Annotated in this window: 13 protein-coding genes; 10 read left to right on the forward strand and 3 right to left on the reverse strand. The window is 40.7% G+C overall.

Annotated features, from left to right (window positions below; all coding sequences use genetic code 11):
• The first annotated feature begins 634 nt into the window (after positions 1-634).
• From rpoB to NBX03_RS01355, 4 genes are all read left to right on the forward strand, one after another.
• Entirely contained in the window at positions 635-4,669 is a 4,035-nt protein-coding gene (rpoB, locus tag NBX03_RS01340) for a DNA-directed RNA polymerase subunit beta (RefSeq protein WP_250228983.1), read from the forward strand.
• Positions 4,670-4,690: 21 nt separating this feature from the next.
• On the forward strand, positions 4,691-8,266 hold the full coding sequence (rpoC, locus tag NBX03_RS01345; RefSeq protein ID WP_250228984.1) for a DNA-directed RNA polymerase subunit beta': 3,576 nt from the start codon (positions 4,691-4,693) through the stop codon (positions 8,264-8,266).
• 876 nt (positions 8,267-9,142) lie between these two features.
• Positions 9,143-9,424 (forward strand): hypothetical protein, encoded by a 282-nt coding sequence (locus NBX03_RS16105; protein ID WP_408628551.1) that lies wholly within the window; start codon positions 9,143-9,145, stop codon positions 9,422-9,424.
• 63 nt (positions 9,425-9,487) lie between these two features.
• Entirely contained in the window at positions 9,488-10,141 is a 654-nt protein-coding gene (locus NBX03_RS01355) for an HAD-IA family hydrolase (protein ID WP_250228986.1), read from the forward strand.
• 81 nt (positions 10,142-10,222) lie between these two features.
• Here the strand turns inward: NBX03_RS01355 and NBX03_RS01360 are convergent, their stop codons facing one another.
• Together NBX03_RS01360 and NBX03_RS01365 are read right to left on the reverse strand one after the other, a co-directional pair.
• Positions 10,223-11,119 carry a LysR family transcriptional regulator gene (locus NBX03_RS01360; protein WP_250228987.1) on the reverse strand — a complete coding sequence of 299 codons (897 nt, stop codon included), beginning with the start codon at positions 11,117-11,119 and terminating at the stop codon, positions 10,223-10,225.
• A gap of 541 nt (positions 11,120-11,660) precedes the next feature.
• Positions 11,661-12,044, reverse strand: a complete 384-nt coding sequence (locus tag NBX03_RS01365) for a DUF3899 domain-containing protein (protein ID WP_250228988.1) — start codon at positions 12,042-12,044, stop codon at positions 11,661-11,663.
• 260 nt (positions 12,045-12,304) lie between these two features.
• On the opposite strand from NBX03_RS01365, the gene NBX03_RS01370 reads away from it, so the two are divergent.
• From NBX03_RS01370 to NBX03_RS01395, 6 genes are all read left to right on the forward strand, one after another.
• The gene (locus NBX03_RS01370; RefSeq protein ID WP_250228989.1) at positions 12,305-14,134 is read left to right on the forward strand and encodes a peptide ABC transporter substrate-binding protein; all 1,830 of its coding nucleotides are present in this window, start codon (positions 12,305-12,307) and stop codon (positions 14,132-14,134) included.
• A 709-nt stretch (positions 14,135-14,843) separates the two neighbouring features.
• The gene (locus NBX03_RS01375; RefSeq protein WP_250228990.1) at positions 14,844-15,794 is read left to right on the forward strand and encodes an ABC transporter permease; all 951 of its coding nucleotides are present in this window, start codon (positions 14,844-14,846) and stop codon (positions 15,792-15,794) included.
• Positions 15,794-16,945: an ABC transporter permease gene (locus tag NBX03_RS01380; RefSeq protein WP_250228991.1), complete on the forward strand. Its 1,152-nt coding sequence runs from the start codon at positions 15,794-15,796 to the stop codon at positions 16,943-16,945. The genes NBX03_RS01375 and NBX03_RS01380 overlap by 1 nt, the downstream gene beginning before the upstream one ends.
• Before the next feature lie 14 nt (positions 16,946-16,959).
• The gene (locus NBX03_RS01385) at positions 16,960-18,000 is read left to right on the forward strand and encodes an ABC transporter ATP-binding protein (RefSeq protein ID WP_250228992.1); all 1,041 of its coding nucleotides are present in this window, start codon (positions 16,960-16,962) and stop codon (positions 17,998-18,000) included.
• Entirely contained in the window at positions 17,993-18,952 is a 960-nt protein-coding gene (locus NBX03_RS01390; RefSeq protein WP_250228993.1) for an ABC transporter ATP-binding protein, read from the forward strand. The genes NBX03_RS01385 and NBX03_RS01390 overlap by 8 nt, the downstream gene beginning before the upstream one ends.
• Positions 18,953-19,679: 727 nt before the next feature.
• Positions 19,680-20,567 carry a succinylglutamate desuccinylase/aspartoacylase family protein gene (locus tag NBX03_RS01395; RefSeq protein WP_250228994.1) on the forward strand — a complete coding sequence of 296 codons (888 nt, stop codon included), beginning with the start codon at positions 19,680-19,682 and terminating at the stop codon, positions 20,565-20,567.
• Positions 20,568-21,430: 863 nt separating this feature from the next.
• Here the strand turns inward: NBX03_RS01395 and NBX03_RS01400 are convergent.
• On the reverse strand, positions 21,431-23,176 hold the full coding sequence (locus NBX03_RS01400; RefSeq protein ID WP_250228995.1) for an ABC transporter ATP-binding protein: 1,746 nt from the start codon (positions 23,174-23,176) through the stop codon (positions 21,431-21,433).
• Positions 23,177-23,486: the final 310 nt, after the last annotated feature.

Here is a 23,486-nt window from a genome sequence, read left to right on the forward strand (position 1 = left end):
TGATAATTTTAAGACGCCTTGATAAATAAAAATTGAAGGATGCCCTTACCTATGAGAAAAACCTTTTCTGATAGTAATTATATTTTTTCACGCTTTGTTATAGAACCGATATATTGAGAAAAATCAATGTCTCGGTAATTTTTTGCGTTCAAAATAATCTAGGTTTTATAATTTTCGCCTGATTAAAGGCTTTTGACATTTTTAAATTTAACTGTTGAGCTATAGGAAATTATAAATATATTTTATACTGAAACAAAAAAGCGAAATTTTATTATAATTTGAACATCTTTCAAAAAAAGGTGGTTACAGCTAAACAAATCATTCAAGAGAACAAAAATCGTGTTTTTTGATTGGCTTAAACATAAGGTTTTGAATATTTAAGTTATTTATGAAAAGTAGATTTTTGTTACTGCTTTAAGATGGTTTTGCTATAAACTGTTTTCGAGGTCTTTGGAGAAAGACAGCAGGTTTATCTTTCGCCAAAAGCTTCGAAGGCACTGTATTATGTCTGTAAGCCCATGTAAAATTTGGAGATATAGCTAAATTTTACATTCAGCATTGCTTACTAACTTTTTAGAATTGAAATATATACTTTTTGTTAAACCTGTATAATTAAACTAAGGGGTGATTTTTCATGGAGAAAAACAGAGTACGTTCTCTTAAGCAAGGCAGGACTGAGCGTATGTCTTATTCCAGAATCGACGAAGTCCTTGAAATGCCTAACTTAATTGAGGTACAAAAGGATTCCTACAAGTGGTTTTTGGAGGAAGGCCTTAGGGAGGTATTTGAGGATATTTCTCCTATTACGGATTACAACGGCAATCTTGTGCTTGAATTTATTGATTTCAGACTGGACGACCAGCCTAAATATTCCATTGAAGAGTGTAAGGAGCGGGACGCTACCTACGCAGCCCCTATGCGGGTAAAAACCCGTTTAAGAAATAAAGAGGTTGACGAAATCAAAGAGCAGGAGCTCTTTATGGGCGATTTCCCTCTGATGACGGATACAGGGACCTTTATTATTAACGGTGCTGAACGTGTTATCGTTAGCCAGCTTGTTCGTTCTCCCGGAATTTATTATTCTCTTGAGCATGACAAGGTAGGCAAAAAGCTTCTTTTTTCAACGGTTATTCCAAACAGGGGTGCATGGCTTGAATATGAAACCGACTCAAACGATGTTTTCAGCGTAAGAGTTGACCGAACAAGAAAGGTTCCCATAACCGTATTAATCAGATGCTTAGGCATCAGCAGCGACAGCGAGATTATAGACCTTTTCGGTGAGGACCCTAAAATTTTATCAACTTTGGAAAAGGACGTTTCAAAAAATTACGAAGAAGCCCTTATTGAGCTTTATAAAAGAATCCGTCCCGGCGAGCCGCCTACAGTTGAAAGCAGCGAAAGCCTTGTAAGAAGCATGTTCTTTGATCCGAAGCGCTATGACCTTGCGAAGGTGGGCCGTTATAAATTCAATAAAAAGCTTGCATTTAAAAACAGAGTGCGGGGCCACGCCCTTGCCCGTCCGGTTGTTGACCCTATGACGGGAGAAGTTCTTGCGGAAGCAGGAGAGATTTTAACCTCTGACAAAGCAAGAGAAATACAGAATTCCGGTGTTCCCGCTATATTTATAGCTCAGGACGATAAGGAAGTTAAGGTTCTTTCGAATCTTGCGGTAGATATTAATAATTTCATCGCCCATTTAGGCCTTAAAGCTTCGGATTTCAAAATAACAGAGGACGTTTATTTCCCTGTTTTAAAAGAGCTTATTGCTGCAAATGAGGACGTTAACGACCTTAAAGAAGCAATTTCTATGAATATCCACAGGCTTATTCCTAAAAACATTACCGTAGAAGACATTGTGGCTTCTATTAACTATACCATTAATATTGATTACGGCATCGGAAACATAGATGATATCGACCATTTAGGAAACCGCCGTATCCGTTCCGTAGGCGAGCTTTTACAGAACCAGTTCAGAATCGGTCTTGCCAGAATGGAAAGAGTCGTAAGAGAGCGTATGACCATTCAGGACTTAGATATAGTTACCCCTCAGGCCCTTATAAATATACGCCCTGTGACGTCTGTTATTAAGGAATTTTTTGGAAGCAGCCAGCTTTCCCAGTTTATGGACCAGACCAACCCCCTTGGTGAGCTTGGCCATAAGAGGCGTCTTTCTGCCTTAGGCCCCGGCGGTCTTTCAAGAGACCGTGCAGGTTTCGAGGTTCGTGACGTTCACAGCTCTCATTACGGCCGTATGTGTCCTATTGAGACCCCTGAAGGTCCTAATATCGGTCTGATTAACTATCTTGCAACGTACGCGAGAATTAACGAATACGGCTTCATAGAAGCCCCTTATAGAATCGTAGACCAGTCCGGTGAGGTTCCAAGGGTTACAGATGAATGCCGCTATATTACGGCAGACGAAGAAGAAGAATACACCATAGCCCAGGTTAATGCCCAGCTGAACGAAAAAGGCGAATTCGTAAGCAAAAGAGTAGCCAGCCGTTTCGGTGAGGAAATTATCGAGGTTGACTGTAAAAATGTAGACCTTATGGACGTTTCCGCAAAGCAGATGGTTTCCGTGGCTACGGCTTTGATTCCCTTCATTGAAAACGACGAGGTTACGAGAGCCCTCATGGGTTCTAACATGCAGCGTCAGGCGGTTCCTCTTTTAAAGACGGAAGCCCCTATTGTAGGAACAGGTATGGAATATAAAACAGCCTATGACTCCGGCGTATGTGCAATTGCCAGAAACGCAGGTATTGTAGAGCAGGTTGTGGCAAAGGAAATCGTCATCAGAACCGATTCGGGAGCAAAAGATGTTTATAGGCTTACGAAATTCGTCCGTTCCAACCAGAGTACCTGTATCGATCAGAAGCCTGTTGTATACAAAGGCCAAAGAGTTGAAAAGGGCGACGTTTTGGCAGACGGACCGTCAACCTCAAACGGAGAGCTTGCCCTTGGAAGAAATCCGCTCATCGGGTTTATGGCTTGGGAAGGCTATAACTATGAGGACGCTATTTTATTAAGTGAAAAGCTTGTTGAGGAGGACGTTTACACCTCCATTCATATAGAGGAATACGAGGCGGAGGCCAGAGACACAAAATTAGGCCCCGAGGAAATTACAAGAGATATTCCAAACGTAGGCGATGACGCTTTGAAGGACCTTGACGCAAAGGGAATTATTCGTATCGGTGCAGAGGTAGGCCCTAACGATATTCTTGTAGGAAAGGTTACACCAAAGGGAGAAACAGAGCTTACGGCAGAAGAAAGGCTTCTTCGCGCAATTTTTGGTGAAAAGGCAAGAGAAGTAAGAGATACTTCTTTAAGGGTTCCCCACGGTGAAAACGGAACCATCGTAGATGTAAAAATATTCTTAAGGGAAAACGGCGACGAGCTTTCTCCCGGCGTAAACCAGCTTGTGCGGGTTTATATAGCCCAGAAGAGAAAGATTTCCGTAGGAGATAAAATGGCGGGCCGTCATGGTAATAAGGGCGTTATTTCAAGGGTGCTTCCCGTTGAAGATATGCCGTTTCTTCCTAACGGAAGGCCTTTGGACGTTGTACTGAACCCTCTTGGCGTTCCTTCCCGTATGAATATCGGTCAGGTGCTTGAAGTCCATCTGGGTCTTGCTGCAAAGGCTTTAGGCTGGAACATTGCAACCCCCGTATTCGACGGAGCAAACGAAATTGATATTATGGATACCCTTGACCTTGCAAACGACTATGTAAATCTTACATGGGAGGAGTTTGCGGAGAAATGGGAGGATATTCTTGAAAAAGATATATTCCAGAGCCTTTATGAAAACAAAGACCACAGAGACGAGTGGCGAGGCGTTCCCTTAAGCCGTGACGGAAAGATACACCTTCGGGACGGCAGAACGGGAGAATATTTTGATAATCCTGTAACCGTAGGTTATATGCATTATCTGAAGCTTCACCACCTTGTAGATGATAAAATTCATGCCCGTTCCACAGGACCTTACTCCCTCGTTACTCAGCAGCCATTGGGCGGTAAAGCCCAATTCGGCGGACAGCGTTTCGGAGAGATGGAAGTTTGGGCCCTTGAGGCGTACGGCGCAGCTTATACCCTTCAGGAAATCCTTACTGTTAAGTCCGACGATATCGTGGGAAGGGTAAAAACCTACGAAGCAATTGTAAAAGGCGAAAACGTTCCCGAGCCGGGGGTTCCCGAATCCTTTAAGGTATTACTGAAAGAGCTTCAGGCTCTTGGCCTTGACGTTCGGGTGCTTCTTGAGGACTCCTCTGAAATAGAAATCAGAGAATCCATTGATGATTATGACGAAATAAACGTGAATATCGAAGGCAATGAAGACGAAGAAAACAGCAGCCCCTTCATTAAAAAAGGAATCGATGACCTTATAAGAGAGCTTGACGACGAAGACGAAGAGCTTGCAGACGATGATTACACCGAAGAAGAGGACTTTGATGAGGATGAGGACCTTACGCCTGCGCCTAAGAAGGAAAGCAAAGTTTCTTCCGGCGGATATTCCGCAGGAAGTGATTTTGAGATTGATGGCTTCTTCCTTGATGAAGAAGATGACCTTCCGGCTGATATTGACGATTCTGACATTCCGGATGACGACGACAAAGACGATTTATACAGAAGCATAATCTCCGATGATGATGATTTAGATGATTTCGAGGATTAATTTTGAAGGGAGATAAGGTATATGCCTAATGAAAACACAGAACAATCCATTATATTTGATTCTATAAAAATTGGCCTGGCGTCTCCTGAAAAAATCAGGGAATGGTCAAGGGGCGAAGTGAAAAAGCCCGAGACCATAAACTATAGAACATTAAAGCCCGAAAGGGACGGACTTTTCTGCGAGCGTATTTTCGGTCCTTCTAAGGACTGGGAATGCCACTGCGGAAAATATAAAAGAATACGCTATAAAGGCGTAGTCTGTGACCGCTGCGGCGTTGAGGTTACAAAATCAAAGGTAAGAAGGGAAAGAATGGGGCATATTGAGCTTGCCGCCCCCGTTTCCCACATCTGGTATTTCAGGGGAATCCCAAGCCGTATGGGCCTTATTTTAGGCCTTTCCCCAAGAGTGCTTGAAAGAGTATTATATTTCGCCTCTTATATCGTTTTAGACCCGGGCAGAACAGGTCTTGACTATAAACAGCTTTTAAATGAAAGAGAATATAGAGAAGCCGTAGATAAATACGGCAATACCTTCCGTGTAGGCATGGGAGCAGAAGCCATTAAGGAAATTCTCCAGAATATCGACCTTGAAAGAGAGTCGGTAGAGCTTAAGGAACAGCTTAAGGACGCTACGGGGCAAAAGCGCATCAGGCTTATCAAGAAGCTTGAAGTTATTGAAAGCTTCCGCATATCAAAAAATAAGCCCGAATGGATGATTATGGACGTTGTTCCTGTGATTCCGCCGGATCTTCGCCCTATGGTTCAGCTGGACGGCGGCCGCTTTGCCACCAGCGACTTAAACGACCTTTACAGAAGGGTTATCAATAGAAATAACCGCCTTAAAAGACTTTTGGACCTTGGCGCACCGAATATTATCGTTCGAAACGAAAAAAGAATGCTCCAGGAAGCCGTTGATGCCCTTATCGATAACGGCAGAAGAGGAAGACCTGTAACAGGCCCCGGAAACAGGCCTTTAAAATCCCTTTCAGACTTACTGAAAGGAAAGCAGGGCCGTTTCAGACAAAACCTTCTTGGAAAACGTGTTGACTATTCCGGCCGTTCCGTTATCGTTGTAGGCCCCAATCTGAAGCTTTACCAATGCGGTCTTCCTAAGGAAATGGCCATAGAGCTTTTCAAGCCCTTTGCCATGAAAAAGCTTGTTCAGGAGGGCTTTGCCCATAATATCAAAAGTGCAAAAAGAATGGTTGAAAGACTTCAGCCGGAGGTTTGGGACGTACTTGAAGACGTTATTAAGGAACACCCTGTTATGCTGAACCGTGCCCCAACACTTCATCGGCTTGGTATTCAGGCCTTTGAACCGGTACTTGTAGAAGGTAAGGCCTTAAAGCTTCACCCGCTTGTGTGTACAGCGTATAACGCCGACTTCGACGGTGACCAGATGGCGGTTCACGTACCTTTATCGGCAGAGGCCCAGGCAGAATGCCGTTTCCTCCTTCTTGCGCCAAATAACCTTCTGAAACCTTCTGACGGAGCGCCGGTTACGGTTCCTTCGCAGGACATGGTTTTAGGTATTTACTATCTTACCCTTGCAAAAGACGGTGAAGTAGGCGAAGGCAAAATATTTAAAGACGAGCAGGAAGCTATTCTTGCCTATGACAATAAATACATCAGCCTTCATTCAAAAATAAAAGTAAGGCGTACGCTTGAAATAGACGGAGAAATCCATTCAAGAATCGTTGACACAACTGTGGGAAGAATCATATTAAACGAGGCGATTCCCCAAGATATCGGCTATGTTGACAGAACTGTATTTGAGAATAAATTCCTTTATGAAATAGATTTTGTGGTAGACAAAAAGACCCTTGGAAAGATTATCAACAGATGTATCAACAGATACGGCTCTACAGATACTGCTGAGGTTCTTGACAAAATAAAGACCCTTGGTTTCAGCTATTCCACAAGGGGCGCATTGACGGTTTCCGTATCGGATATGGAAATCCCTTCCGCTAAGTACGATATTATCCGTGATACGGAAGGCAAAGTTGAAAATATTACCAAGATGTTCAGACGCGGTCTTATGACCGACGAAGAGCGTCATGCAAAGATTATCGCTTCATGGGAAAGCGCAACAGATCAGATTACAAAAGCGCTGATTGACGGCCTCGGAAGATACAATAATATTTACATGATGGCAAACTCCGGCGCCAGAGGTTCGACAAACCAGATTAAACAGCTTGCAGGTATGCGCGGTCTTATGGCAAGCCCTTCAGGCGGCATTATAGAGCTTCCTATTAAGGCAAACTTCCGTGAAGGACTTTCTGTTCTTGAGTATTTCATTTCCGCTCACGGTGCAAGAAAAGGCCTTTCGGACACGGCTTTAAGAACTGCTGACTCCGGTTATCTTACAAGAAGGCTTGTAGACGTTTCTCAAGACATTATCGTAAGAGAATGGGACTGCGCCGAAGAAGGGGAAGAAGTTCCCGGCATGTGGGTGTCTGCATTTAAAGACGGCGACGAAGTCATAGAGCCCCTTTCCGACCGTTTAAGGGGCAGGTGGTCTATTCTTGACATTATGCACCCTGAAACAGGCGAAATTATAGTAAAAGCCGACACCATGATTACCCCAGACCAGGCCGACCTTGTGGAAAGCCTTGGCATTAAGAGTGTTTATATAAGAACCATACTGACCTGCCGTTCAAGAATCGGCCTCTGTGCCAAATGCTACGGCGCAAACATGGCCTCCGGCCGTATCGTAAGAATCGGTGAGTCTGTCGGCATTATAGCCGCCCAGTCCATCGGTGAGCCGGGTACACAGCTTACAATGCGTACCTTCCATACAGGCGGTATTTCTTCAAACGAAGACATTACTCAGGGTCTTCCCCGTGTTGAGGAGCTTTTTGAGGCAAGAAAGCCCAAGGGCCTTGCCATCATCTCCGATTTTGCAGGTACCGTTACTGTAAGCGACACGAAGAAGAAGCGTGAAGTTATCGTTACAAGCCCCGACGGAGAGGTGAAGGAATATTTGATTCCTTACGGCTCCCGTATTAAAGTCTTTACCGGAGACGAAATCGGCGCCGGTGACGAGCTGACAGAAGGTAGCGTATATCCTCATGATATTCTTAAGATAAAAGGCATAAGAGGCGTTCAGGACTATATGCTTGCAGAGGTTCAAAGAGTATACAGGCTTCAAGGTGTTGATATTAATGATAAGCATATTGAAGTTATCGTGCGCCAGATGCTTAAGCGAGTGAAAGTAGAAGAAAACGGCGATACGGATCTCCTTCCCGGAAGCTTGGTAGACTGGCTTGAATTTGAAGAAATCAACAAAAAGGTCATTGAAGAAGGCTTAGAACCCGCTATCGGAAGCAGAGTTCTCCTCGGTATCACAAAGGCTTCTCTTGCAACGGATTCCTTCCTTTCTGCGGCTTCCTTCCAGGAAACCACAAGGGTTCTTACGGAAGCGGCAATTAAAGGCAAGGTTGATCCTCTTATCGGCTTAAAAGAAAACGTAATTATAGGTAAACTGATCCCTGCCGGTACAGGAATGCCTGTTTATAGAAAAATAAAGGTTTCTGCAACGGATCCCGACCTTGAAACAGAAGGATTAGACGGCGGAACAGGAGATAATATAGCATAAATAAAAAAGGCGGCCATAGGCCGCCTTTTTTATCTCTCGTAAAAGTACCTTCCGTTGCTTTTATGAATTTCAACTATAGTAAATTTGAAGTTAAACAGTAACAAAACCGTATATTTCTTGAATTCATATGAAATAGAAGCGTTGTTAATTTGCTTTTCTTTTATTTTATATTCCCTAAAGCCAAATATTTACGGCGGTGTAAAAGCAAATTGACTGTACGAGGATTCAAAAATGTACTGTTTCCAAAGGAAATCCGTGTTTTTATACTACGCGAACTTGGAAAAGGATGCAGGCGCAAGTCTGCAAATCTTTTTTAGTGAGCGTTTTCTTATCGTTATCAAACTTGTTTTTGTTTGGTAACGATGAATCCGTAGTGATTCGGTTTTTGTTACTTCTTTATAAGAAATTTACTATAATAGGTAAGCATAGGTGCGCCGATGCTTTTCTAGGAAAAGCTTGAAGCCCTCTATTTCCCCCAGACGGGCAGCACTTAAAGGGTTAAAGAAAATTAATCGTCTTACTTAAAGGTATTGTGTAGGAAAGTGCCTTTTATAATGGCTTAAAATCTTGCAATTTTATTGTAATACAGATATACTTTTATTAATCGATTTTAGTAAATTTAAAATTAAACAGCAACAAACCGTATATTTATGCAGATTAAAAAAATACCCTTTCCGAGAGGAATCCATATTTTTGAGCCTTTAGTGAACAGGCTTTTGTTACCTCTTTATAAGAAATTTACTATACTTTACTGTTGCTTTGTAAGGCAAAGAAGATTATTATGGCTTATCCTGAAAAAAGACCCTTTGTGCCATTAAAGGAATCGTTCTCGACTGTGATGAGCCGGAAAGGCTTGCAGATTTTTATGAAAAGCTTCTGGGCTGGAAGAGGATTCCTGCTTGGGACGGCTGGGCGGCTTTATTAAGCCCTGACGAAAGTATTGCCCTTGCTTTTCAAAAGATTTTGAGCTATACATCTCCTGCATGGCCTTGGGAAGCTGAAAAGCAAATGCGGATGGTTCATTTTGAATTATTTGCAGATAATATGGAGGAGGTCCGTATCTTACGCAATAAAATGCGGTGCCAAGAAAGCGGATATCCAGCATTTTACGACTTCAGTCACCATGATAGATCCGGAAGGCTATCCTTTCTGCATTGATTCGGAATAAAAAATGATATGAAGACATTCAGCCCATAAAAGCAAAGAAAAGGAGCTATTCATATGCTTAAAGAAAAGGAATATATTTTATTCGACCTTGACGGAACAATAATTAACTCGGGAAAAGGGATTATAAATTCCGCAATATATGCTTTGGAAAGCTTCGGAATAAAAATCGAAAAGCCGGAAATGCTTAGAAGCCTTATCGGACCGCCTTTAAAAGATTCCATTATAGCCTATTTCGATCTTGATTCTCAAAAGGCTGAAGAAATCGTTTTAAAATATAGGGAGCATTATGGGGAGAAGGGCCTATATGAATGTGCGCTCTATCCCGGCATCAAAGAGCTTCTTGGAGATTTGGCAAAGGCAGGCAAAAAGCCCTGTATTGCCACCACAAAATCCACGTATTTTGCTGAAAAGATACTTTCCTATTTGGACGTAGGCCAATACTTCATTAAAATCGCCGGAAGCAATCTGGACGGAAGCAGGCAGGATAAGCATGAGGTAATCGAATACTGTCTTAAAAGCCTTGCCATAGAGAATCGAAAAAAGGTGCTTATGATAGGTGATAGGAAATATGATATTGAAGGGGCAAAGAAATCTGAAATCGATTTCATAGCTGTAAGCTATGGCTTTGGGGAACTATCGGAGCTAAAAAAAGCAGGAGCAAAGACCATTGTAAAAGACGCTTTGGAATTACGAAAAATTATACTTTGATAAATTTTAAGGGATTGTTATTATAACAATCCCTTTTTTATGTACTGATTTAATAAAGGCCCGTAAATTTATTTTGCACCTTTAAGAAAAGCCTATTTCAGGAAGGTCAGGGTATACTTCTTTGCATATATCCATAAAGTTTTTTGCCGCATGGCTTAATACAGAACTATTTCGCGCCGCATAAAACTTCTGAACTAAAGGCTTCTGAAGTACGTCAATAAAGCGAATGTCAGAGGCTAAAAAACTCTTTGTGAAAACAGGCATTAATGCGATACATACTTTGGCTCTTACCATTGCTATAAATGAAGGAAAAAAATTGCTGTGGGTAAAATTTGAATGAGCCATATTGTTTTTAATGCAGTAAGGCCTTACAGGCTCATATTCATTTTCATAAAAGGTAATGACAATCTGGTCTTTGAGAACCGCCTGGTCTTCCGAAGAGAGGTTAAAAAACAGGTGGTCCTTATGAGCAGCCACTTCAAATTTTGAAAATCCCAGAGGCTCAGAATAAATTTCGCTGATGAGCCCTACACAGGATTCCGAACAAATACCAATATCAACCGTACCGGAGCGCAAATGGGAAACAAGCCTTTTATAGGTATAATGAGAGCAAAACACCTCAACATCAGGATAGCGCTCAGCAAATAGTTCAAGAGGCTTCGAAACCAAGGCCCATTCCCAAGGCCCTATCCCTATGGTCAGACGCTGCTCCTGTTCAAGATGGAGCCTTCTTACACTTTCATTAATCATTCTGTATTGCTCCATATAGTCTTCCGCTCTCGTAGCAAGTCTTTCGCCGGCAGCAGTCAGTTTAAGAGAATTATGAAGCCTATAGAAAAGATGTGAATTAAGCTCTTCTTCCAAAGCGGAAATTTGCTTGCTTATGGTAGACTGGGTTACATGGCAGTCTTCGGCGGCCTTCGTGAAGCTAAGATGCCTTGCCGCACTTATAAAATATTTTAATTTAATCTCATCCAATGTGCTACCTTCTTTTCAAGTATATTAATAGAAAGCCGGAAACTTACGAAACGATATTTTCACTGCCGATGGATATATTCCCCATCAATACTTAGAGATATTGAATAGTTACAAATTTATTTTTCATCAGCTTTTTAAGCATAGGTTCAATAAATAATTATATTATTTAATATACGGTATAACTAACAGGCTACCGAAATCAATCATAGTTAAACAAACGGAAGCCTGTGATTAATATTTTGATATGAAGGCCCTGTGAATATCCATCTATACCATATAAAATTAAGCTTAAAATATAATAGAAGGGTATATTCTTTAATGGAATAGGCCAATTCCTATTTTTCGTTTTACCTGAGTGGACACTTGTGTTATTATTTGACTAATCAAAATCTACAAAAAAGTTCAAAATATCCTATAAAATTATACAATATGCATACAGCGCTTCTGAACTAAGGGCAGCTTCAAAAAGATTCAATTCGTGAAACTTTGCATAGAAGTGTAAGGAGAGCTTCTTATCTGGATACCTATCTATGTATATTTCTTACCCTGCAATAAATGATGAAACCGCAGAAACAAGCACAAGGACACCGCCGATAAACAGCGGCTCCAGAGAAAAAGGCTTAGGGGCTTTCTCCATTTTAAACTCATGATATGTTTTCGCCTTCTTGCCTTCTTTAAGCTCATCTTCAAAATGCTTTGAATAGGACCGGAGGGTTCTGTAACTATATATGAAAATATCCAGCATGCCAATGCTTCTAAGATATGAAATAAGCCCCGGTATGAGAGAAAATAAGCCGCCAATAAAAAGACCGTTTATTATTCGATAAATAAAAAAATCGGCCTTTATAAATATGATGGAAAATATGCAGGCTACTGTACTGATGCCTGAATATACCAAGAATTTTCTCTTGTCAATTAATTGCATGAAGCTCCTCCCTGAAAGTTTTATTTATCTTGCTATAAGAATAACAGGGTTTATACTAAAATGTCAAATATATTAAGTTCATTTATTTATATAAGGTAAAAATGCACATATTTTTTATAAAACTGGTTTTATTCTCCAAAGGTTAAAAAATACATAAAGCGAACCGCACACAGGGCAAAAGTTCAAATGATTCTTCAAATTTATTAAAGGCTCAGCCTTAAATATATTAATGAATTTAAACATGAAAGAGGGGAATTGCCATGAAAAAATTAACCGCTATCCTTATGGCAGGGATAATGGGATTAGCTGTTTTTACAGGTTGTGGGGGAAACGGCTCTTCAAATGATGGGAATCAAAATGCACAAAAGAGTCAAGAAACAGCTACTGCGGAAGCGCCAAAGGAAGAAGCAAAAGCTTCAGAACCTGCTTCTTCAGAGCCTTATGGCACATTTAATAATTATTTTACCGGCGACATCGACACCATTAATCCACATATTTATACATTATCCAATAGCGGTGATGTTTTTGCCCTTGTGTCTTTAATGCTTTATAAACAAATGCCTACAGAAGACGGGAAGGCCTTTGCTTATGTAGGGGAGCTTGCAGAAGGCGAGCCTATAAAGATGGACGAAGAAGGCAAGATTTGGAATATAAAAATACGTGAAAACGCTGTTTGGGAAAACGGAGATAAAATAGATATAGATGACGTCATCTATTCATGGAAAATGTGCCTTGACCCGATTCTTGTAAACTCCAGAGCCTCCCAGCTTGCAAGCGATTATATTACGATTGTAAATGCCACGGATTATTATCTTCAGGGGAGTGAAAACAAAGTAGCATGGGAAGATGTGGGCATAAAGAAGGTTGATGATTATACCCTTTCTCTTGAGCTTACAGACCCTGTAACAGAAGCCGACATTAAAGCGCATTTTAACTATGTATGGACCAGCTTAGTACATGAGCCGACCTATGAAGCAGGCATGGACGCAGGGCGCACAAAGACCACTTACGGTTCAAGCGCAGACAGGTTCATGAGCTGCGGCCGGTTTATATTAAAGGACTGGGTAAACGGTTCGCAGGTAAATATGGTTAGAAACCCTGATTATGTAGATAAAGACGAAATTAAAATTGCAGGATATTCTTATAAAATGCTGGATGATGCCAATACGGCTCTTGAGCTTTTCCTGAGCGGAGATCTTGATGTTGTTAACCTGAATGCCTCTGTTATAGAGCAGTATATTGACGACCCAAGGGTAAAAATAGCCCCTGCAACTTCAATACAGACCCTTACAATAAACCATGGAAACACCAATAATAGCGGTATCCTTGGAAATGTAAACTTCAGAAAGGCATTATCCTACGCCGTAGACAGAGAAAACATAGCAAAAATGACAAACGGCATAGCCGCAAATTATCTTGTGCCTCAAAAATGCCTCGGTGATACAGACAAAGGCCTTACATTCCGCCAGATGCCGGAAGCCCAGGAATATTTAGAGCCAAATTTAGGCTTTGATGCTGCAAAGGCCAAGGAATATTATGACAAGGCCATGGCAGAAGCAGGCCTTACGAATCTTACTCTTACCCTTATGTATAATGAATCCAGTGCTAATAATAAATCTGCTTCCGAGTTCCTTCATAAAGAGCTTCCTAAGATTTTCGGAGACAGCTTTACTTTAGAGCTTATGGCCGCCCCAAGCTCCGTTCTGAATACATATATTAAAGGCTGGAAAGAAGGCGACCCCAACAGCTTCGAGCTTCAGTGGAGAGGCTGGAACACAAGCACGGCAGCGCCGTGGAATGGACTTAAGGTTTACAGCTCCATGTATTCAAATAAAAACGAGCCTTATTATAACGATGAATTTGATGCCTTATGGGAAGAGGCAAACTACAGCCTAGACGCTAAACTGGACCCTGCCTACAGGCTTCAGCTTACACGGGAAATGGAAAAAATAGCTCTTGACGAAGTAGCTGCATGCCCTGTTTACGAGGCACCGGGATATTACATGATAAGCGAAAGAGTAAACTTAATAAGCGATGGCTATATCCCCGGCTATGGTTTTGGATATAGCTTAGCAACAATTAGCCAATAAAAATTTGTAAGGCAATCATGGATACCTTTCGGATATTTGTGGATTTACCTTCATTTGACTATCATGCGCGAAGGTAAATCCACCGTATTCCAAGACATTTTGCCTAAGCATATAGAATTAAACGTTATATTTTTTAAATTAGGCATGAAAAACAGAAGTAAAGGATAAAAACCATATATTCCCTATGGCTCAAAAATATAGAATTTATATTTTGAGCCATGGAGAAAGGGTTTTCCTTTACCATATTTTATCTAAGCCTTATAAAGCACTTTAAAGCCTTGCGGTAATAGTAAATTTAAAAAGGAACAAAACCGTATATCCCTTGAATTCATATAGAATAGTATCGTAGCCAAATGGAATTAGGAAGAAATACTGACTGAATCAATTCTTTATGGTATTTTGAACTTACGGTATTTTGCAGAGCAAAGATCTATATTGCTTTTTTCTTATCTTATGCCCTCTAAAGCCAACATAGATTTAAGGATATACCGTTTCCTGCGGAAACCTATGTTTTGAACAATATAAAAAAGCACGGCCTTAGACAATAGGGCAGCTTCACTCAAAGACGCCCTGTGATAGACGGCGGCAGGCCAGGATTTATGGAAATAAATCTATATAGTATTCTTTAAGAAATGGGTTTTGCGGCCTCTTTATAAAAAATTTACTATAAACATTTTTTAACTGCAATGCTTTTGGAAAGGACAGATTCATGGTTAGATATATTGCAGAAAGAATTATTGCCATGCTCATAACCCTTTTTATTATCGTAACTCTGGGATTTATGGTTATAAGGCTCATGCCCGGAGGTATTTTTGATAATGCGGTAGATATGACTTATGAGCAAAAGGCGGCCCTTGAAGCCAAATATAATCTTGATAAGCCGATTCCTGTACAGTACGGCTTATTTTTAAAGGGGATTGTTACAGAAGGGGACTGGGGAACCTCTCTTAAAATGCAGATTAACGTTCCTGTATGGGAGATTATCAAAGATAAAATTCCTGTAACGTTATACATAAACTTTTTTTCTCTTTTAATTTCTTTGCCTCTTGGCATTATTTTAGGCATTTTAGCTGCCATCAGAAAAAATTCCTCTGTGGATTATTCAGTGTCATTTTTTGTGGTTATATGCATCTCTGTGCCTTCGTTTATCTTTGCTACGCTGCTGCAATATTTTGTCGCTTTTAAAGGCGGCCTGCTGCCCATTATTTATGACCCTACTGCTTTGGGAATAGAGCGGTTCAGAGGGCTTCTTCTGCCGATTATTGCCCTTTCCTTTAGCCCTATTGCGAGGGTTACAAGATATTTAAGGGCGGAGCTTGCAGAAACCATCAATTCAGATTTTATGCTGCTTGCAAAGACAAAAGGCCTTACGGAGCTTCAAGCCACTGTAAACCACGGCATTAGAAACTCTTTGCTTCCTTTAATGAATATTATTGTGCCGATGTTTACAAGCATCATGGGGGGAAGCCTTGTTATAGAAACCATCTTTGCCATACCGGGAATGGGCGGTATTATGGTTAAATCCATAAATGCACCGGATTATACCGTTACCCTTGCCGCTCTTATATTTTATTCCGTAATATCCTTGCTTACGGTTCTTATTGTTGACATTTCATACGGAATCATCGATCCCAGAGTAAGAATGGGAGGGAAAGCCTAATGGTTAAAATATACGAGCCGGACTCTCCGGAATTAAAGAATATGCCAAAAGAGAAGTTTATCCTTGTACAAATGGACGAAAACATTGCTGACAGTAAATTTGACAGCAAGCCCATAGGCTTTTTTAAAGACGCAATGATTCGTTTTTCAAGAAGCAAGGTTTCAATTATTGCATTTGTTGTTATAACCATAATACTTCTTTTTGCAATTATTGCCCCTGAGGCAAGCCGATACGATTATAATGACCAGAATCTCCAGCATATAAACCTTCCTCCTAAAATGCCGGGCTTAGCGAAATTGGGGATTTTTGACGGTACGAGGGTTCTTCAGAACAGAAGAAAGGACACCTTAAACGATACCACGCGCTATCCCGAAGGCTCCATATTGTATATTGGAGAAACGAAGATTGTTCAAGGGATAGAGCTTTGTGACATTAAGGTAGATTACTATAAATATGCCGGCGTAGAAGACGGAGCAAGCTATTGGATGGGTACTGACTATCTTGGCAGAGACCTCTGGGTCCGTATGTGGCGGGGGGCCAGGGTATCCCTTTTGATTGCCTTTATATCTGTTTTATGTAATGTTACTGTAGGGATTATTTACGGCTCCATTGCCGGATATTACGGCGGGAAAACAGATATGCTGATGATGCGTGTGACTGAAATTATAGGCGCTTTTCCGGAAATTGTTGTAGTGACTTTGTTTATCCTGTTTTTCGGCACGGGAATGCTTTCCATCATCCTTTCGCTTGTGGTTCAAAACTGGATTGGTACTGCCCGTATGGTAAGAGGCCAATTTTATAGATATAAGGGCAGCGAATACGTTCTTGCCGCGAGAACCTTAGGAGTAAAGGATATGTCTCTTATCTTCAGGCATATTCTGCCAAACTCCATAGGCCCTATTATCACAAGAAGCATGATTGCTATTCCAAGCGCCATATTTACGGAATCCTTCCTTGCTTACATCGGCCTTGGCATAAAAGCACCGGAATCTTCCATCGGTGTGCTTCTTTCCCAAGGGCAGAAGGTAATGCAGCAGTTTCCAAATCAAGTATTTTTCCCGGCAATTGTCATTTCAATCCTTATGATAGCCTTTAATATGCTTTCAAACGGACTTCGTGACGCATTTGACCCAACCCAGCGGGGCGCATAGAAGGAGGTAGAATCATGGATAAGATTTTAAGCGTAAACAATTTATCTGTATCCTTTAACGCTTACGCAGGAACCGTAAAAGCCGTTAGGGATATCAGCTTCGATTTATATAAAGGCGAGACCCTTGCAATCGTTGGGGAATCAGGCTCCGGAAAGAGCGTTACAACAAAGGCGATTTTAGGAATCCTGCCTAAAAACGGGCGGATTGACGCCGGAAGCGTAATCTATCAAGGGGAGGATATGACAAAATATAAAGAAAAGGATTATTATAAAATACGGGGAAAGCGAATTTCCCTTGTATTTCAAGACCCTTTATCTGCTCTGAACCCTATTATGAAAATAGGAAAGCAAATTACCGAGGCCCTTGTATTAAGCCATTCCATAGAAAAGTCAAAGGCCAAGGAAAGGGCTATTGAGCTTATGGACGCTGTCGGCATTCCAGATGCAAGAAACCGGTATGACGCGTATCCCTTCCAATTTTCAGGCGGAATGCGCCAAAGAATCGTAATTGCCATTGCCCTTGCCAGCAATCCCGAAATACTCATCTGCGACGAGCCCACAACAGCCCTTGACGTTACTATTCAGACCCGTATTCTGGAACTGATAAACGATATTAAAAAAGAACGTAATCTCTCTATTATCTTTATAACCCATGACCTTGGGGTGGTTGCCAACATGGCGGACAGGGTCTGTGTTATGTACGCCGGGCGAATTGTAGAGGTAGGTACAAGCGATGAAATTTTCTACAGCCCTGCCCATCCCTATACAAGAGTGCTGCTTTCGGCCATACCCGATTTAAATACCAAGGAAAAGCTTTTTTCCATACCCGGGGCCCCGCCTAATATGCTTTATCTGCCGAAGGGTGACGCCTTTGCCCCAAGAAATAAATATGCCCTTGCCATTGATTTTGAGGAAGAGCCGCCTTATTTTAAAATTTCGGATACCCATTACGCCTCAACATGGCTTTTGCACCCCTATGCGCCGAAGGTAGAAATGCCCGACGTGCTGAAAGAACGTATCAGGCGTATGGAAGAGGAGGAAATGGCCCATGAGTAATATAATAAACGGCCAAGAGCCTATTCTTGAGATAAAAAACCTTGCGATGCATTTTACCACGAAAAAAAGAGGGATAAAATCCACAGTGAAGGCTGTTGATGATGTAAGCTTTAATGTATACCCCGGAGAGACCTTTGGCCTTGTAGGAGAATCCGGCTGCGGAAAAACCACAACAGGCAGAACCATCATCAGGCTCTATGACCCTACAGACGGCAAGGTCTATTTTAAAGGCAAAGACATCTCGGGAAAATTAGATAAGGAAACAAGAAAATACATAACAGATAATATCGCTATGATTTTTCAGGACCCTATCGCTTCTTTGAATCCCAGAATGACCGTTCAGGAAATTGTAGGGGAGGGCCTTAAAATCAGAGGCTATAAAGATGAAGGGGAACGCCATAAGAAAATTATCGAAATGCTTGAACATGTAGGTTTGCAGGCGGAACACGCCATGCGATACCCCCATGAGTTTTCAGGGGGCCAAAGGCAGCGCATCGGTATTGCCAGAGCATTAATTATAAACCCTCAGATGGTAATTGCAGACGAGCCTGTTTCAGCCCTTGACGTCTCGGTGCAGGCCCAGGTAATTAACCTTCTGAATAGCCTTAAAGAGGAACTGGGGCTTACGATTCTTTTTATCGCCCATAATCTTTCAGTGGTTAAGTATTTTTCCGACAGAATCGGGGTTATGTATTACGGAAAGCTTGTGGAGCTTGCGGATTCGGAAGAGCTTTTTAAAAACCCCATGCACCCTTATACAAAGGCTTTGCTTTCAGCCATCCCCCAGCCAGACCCAAGAGCTGAAAAGAGAAGAAAGCGAATCCATTATGACCCGAAGGTTCATGATTATTCTTCTGATAATCCGCCAAGATACCACGAAATATCCGAAGGCCATTTAATATACTGCTCTGATGACGAGCTTGAGGAATATATAAAAGACTGGAAAGAATAGATTTATGGCAATGGATTACAGTAAATTTCAAATTAAACAGTAATAAAAATCGTATATTAGAATAGCTTAAACATAGCACTTCTATATGTTTAAGCCGTTTATGAAAAATAGATTTTTACTGCATCCTTCTGCGAAATTTACTATAAAAGATTTCAAAAATAAATTGCTTCTTAGGGATAAGAAGATTATCATAAATATAGTAAGTTTCTCATAAAAAAGTAACAAAAACCGATTCACTGAAGGTTTAAAAGCATAGATGACTTTTGTGAATATACGGTTTTGTTAGGGCGTGTCTGAAAACTCCAAACTCTAGGATATTTTGCCATAAAAGTGCGACTTCATCGTCGAAAATCCTCAAGATATGCCGTGCAGGTTTACCCAGGGTAAACCTGCACGCTCAACATTTTTGCATAAAGCAAAAATGTAAATGCATGCTATCTTTGCGGTTTTCTCCTCGAATTCACACTTCCTTACAAAATATCCGTCGGTTTTCCGGTTTTCAGACACTGCCTAGGGTATAACTTTAAATTTACTATATATAGTAAATAGCCTTAAGATAGTAACAAAAATCTATTTTACTATATAGACAATTTCATTTTAAACAGTAAGGAAGAATAAATTTCACCAAACTATTAATTCAGATAAAATGAAATTGTTTTATTCCTATTTAACTTTAAATTTACTATAAGCTGTATTTTCAGCAGAAATATTGATTAAGGAGGCCGATATGGAGAATCAGGAATTCAACATAAGAACCATTGATTTTAAGGGAGAAAAGGAAGGCCCTTCCATAGTTATTACAGGGGCAATCCACGGTAATGAGCAGACGGGAACTTATACGGCAGAGCTTATAGCCGAAAGACTTAAAAATGAGAAAATCCTTGGGAATATACGTATCATGCCCATTTGCAACGAGAGCGCATTTAAGGCAAGGCAAAGGCCTGCCGCAGAAGACGGGGAGGATTTGAACAGAATTTTCCCCGGAGATAAAAACGGCGGTTATAGCTATCGTCTTGCAAACCATATATGGGAACTTACAGAAGGCTATGATTATATTATAGACCTCCACTGCTGCGGTATTTACGGAAGCACTTATACCATGTGCTGGTACAGCAAATATGATTTTCACTATGATATTGCAAAAAAATTAGGCATAGAAACCGTAATACATACAGCCGGAACAGGCGGGCAGTTTTATCTTGAATCCTGTGAGAAAAGAGGACAGAAAGGCCTTTTAATCGAGCTTCCCGGAGGGCAGCCCGGCGGGGTTATTCACATGGAGTCCGCCGTAAGCACCTGTGAGAAAATAATAAATTATTTAAAGCTTATCAATATCATAGAAGGAGAAGGCATCATGCCGGAAGGCATAAAGTTCTGCGGTGTTATCGCAAAGGAATGTCTTCCTGCCCATGAAGACGGGGTTTATATAAGAAAGATTATGCCGGGCGATTATGTAAATGCAGGGGATGTTGTAGGAAGCGTAAACGGAGTAGAATATAAAGCGCCTTTTGATGCCGTTGCCACATCCTCTTCCTTAAGCAGGTATGTTTTTAAAGGGGAAAACATTATTTCTCTGGCCCCTGCAAGGGAGGTCCAAAAAGGAGAAATTGAATAATATAGTAAATTTCTTATAAAGAAGTAACAAAAACCTAATCACTACGGATTCATCGTTACCAAACAAAAAAAGTTTGATAATGATAAGGGAACGCTCACTTAAAAAAGATTTGCAGGCTTGCGCCTGCATTCTTTTCCAAGTTCGCTTAGTATAAAAACACGGATTTCCTTCGGAAACGGTACATTTTTGAATCCTCGTACAGTCAATTTGTTTTTACACCGCCGTAAGTATTTGGCTTTAGGGAATATAAAATAAAAGAAAAGCAAATTGACAACGCTTCTATTTCATATGAATTCAAGAGATGTACGGTTTTGTTACTGTTTAACTTGAAATTTACTATAGTAAACAAATCTGTAGATTTTAAAGACTTAAGCACAGACGGATTCCCCGGGGGCGGCTCGTCGCATCGAGGAAAATGGCGTGCTTTGAGCTTTTCTTTAGAAAAGCTATTTATTCCAACAGTCTTTTTCCAAAGCGTATAGGTGAATTCAAAAAAAATAGTAGTATTGTCTATTTACCTTTCTCTTATTTTATGGTTTCTATAGCCAAAATAAAAGTAAAACAGTAGCGCTGTAATTTGCTTTCCCTTGACTTTATGCATTCTTGGAACCTGTTATAGTAAATTTATCATGAAGAAGCAGCAAAATCCTATTCCCTTAAGGCTCAAAAACACGGATTTCCTTCGGAAGCGGTACATTTTTGAGCCTTCGTGAATATACGGCTTTGCTACTATTTAACTTTAAATTTACTATACGTACTGCGAAAGAAAAGCAAATTTACTATATAGCAATTTAAAAGTAAATTAACTATAAGGCTTTAAACGAAAAAGGGGTATTGCAAATTTATTTGCAATACCCTCTCTTTTAGTCCCCTGCCACACTTCCGCTTAAGGCGTAGTATCTGGCGTAGGTGCCTTTTTTACCGATTAGTTCGTCGTGGGTTCCTCTTTCCACAATGCCGTCCTGTGAAAGAACGAGAATGTTTTCAGCATTTCTTATGGTTGAAAGCCTGTGGGCGATACAGATTGTGGTACGGTTTTTAGCTAAGCCTTCAAGGCTTTCCTGAACGATTTTTTCCGATTCGTTATCCAGAGAAGAGGTCGCCTCGTCAAAGATAAGGATAGGGGGATTTTTAAGGAATACCCTTGCGATGGAGAGCCTTTGCTTTTGCCCCCCAGAAAGTTTCACACCTCTTTGACCGATATTCGTGTCATAGCCTTCGGGAAGATTTATGATAAATTCATGAGCATTGGCGTTTTTGGCGGCTTCTATAATTTCTTCCATAGAGGCCCCGGGCTTTCCGTATTCTATGTTTTCTCTTACGGTACCTGCAAAAAGATATACATCCTGCTGAACGATTCCGATATGCTTTCTAAGGGATTTTAATTTAAAATCCTTTATATCCTGCCCGTCTATGAGGATACGGCCTTCCGTAGGGTCGTAAAACCTCGGTATCAAAGAGCAAAGGGTGGTTTTGCCAACCCCGGAGGGGCCTACAAGGGCAACGTATTCACCGGCTTTGATGTTCAGGCTTATATTGTTTAAAACTCTTTTTTCTTCATGGTCAAGCTCATAAGAGAAAGATACATTATCAAAAGAAATATCTCCCTGTACCTTTTCTATGTCCCTGGCGTTTTCGCTGTCTTTAATATCTGGAGCAACATCAAGGATTTCAAGGAACCGCTCAAAACCTGTTCCGCCGTTTTGAAACTGCTCGGTGAAGTTTATAAGCTTTTTAACAGGGTCTATGAGCATTCCGATATAAAGAAGATAAGTAACAAGGTCGGATATGTCGATGATTCCTCTTGTAATAAAAAATGCGCCGAAGAATATCATGGCTATGTTAATCAAAGTTATAAAAAATCCAAGGCCGCTGTGGAATCTTCCCATGGCGTGGTAGCTTCCGTCTTTGGATTTAACGTAGTTTTCATTGCCGACGTTAAATTTGCCAAGCTCCACATCTTCATTGGCAAAACCCTTCACTACTCTTACACCGGATATGCTGTCTTCTATCTGGGCGTTTATTTCTGCCACTCTCTGGCGATTTTTCTTAAATGCATTTTTCATTTTCTTATTATAATAAAGGGTAAAGACAAACATAAAAGGAAGTATGGCAAATATGATAAGGGTTAAAGGGATATTAATATTAATGAGTATAATAAAAGAGCCTATAATTTTAACAGTGGATATGATAATATCCTCAGGGCCGTGGTGGGCAAGCTCCGTAACGTCGAAAAGGTCATTTGTAAGGCGGCTCATAAGCTGACCGGTTTTTGCATTGTCATAGAAGCTTAAAGAAAGTTTCTGAAAATGGGTGAATAAATCCTTACGCATGTCAAATTCCATTTTTGCACCCATTACATGGCCTACATAAGCCACATAATAATTGCAGAAATATTCAATAACCGCTAAAACGACAAAAGCAAGGCACACCTTTCCGATGATGGCCATGTCAATGCCTGTGGTTTGAGCCGTAGAGGTTACATAGCGTACAAGCAGCGGATATAAAAGAACAATAATTGACGCTGCAAAGGCACAAAACAGGTCAATGAAAAAAACCTTCTTATGGGGCTTGTAATAAGTAATAAATCGTTTAAGCTTTCCTTCCATAAAATCTTTCCTCCATGAAAATAATAACATTGAGTACAATCGTCTATACTTAAGAGGTAGGCGAACAGCATAAGCATATCAAAATTGCAGTATTTACAGTATACCAGAAATGAAAGATATATACCAGTTATAAAGGCCTAAAGAAAGCAAATTGTTAAAAATAATTAAGAAAGGGCTTATATAAAATATAAATATGTTAATTAATCTTTGTGGCTATGAAGCCGTATTTAAAATATGGCCTATCGTATCAATGCCTAAGGAATTTACTCATATCATTGTATTATTTTTAATAAAAGAGAACTTTTTAGGG

Origin of the sequence: Anaeropeptidivorans aminofermentans (genome assembly GCF_940670685.1) — a bacterium.
Lineage (GTDB): Bacteria > Bacillota > Clostridia > Lachnospirales > UBA5962 > Anaeropeptidivorans > Anaeropeptidivorans aminofermentans.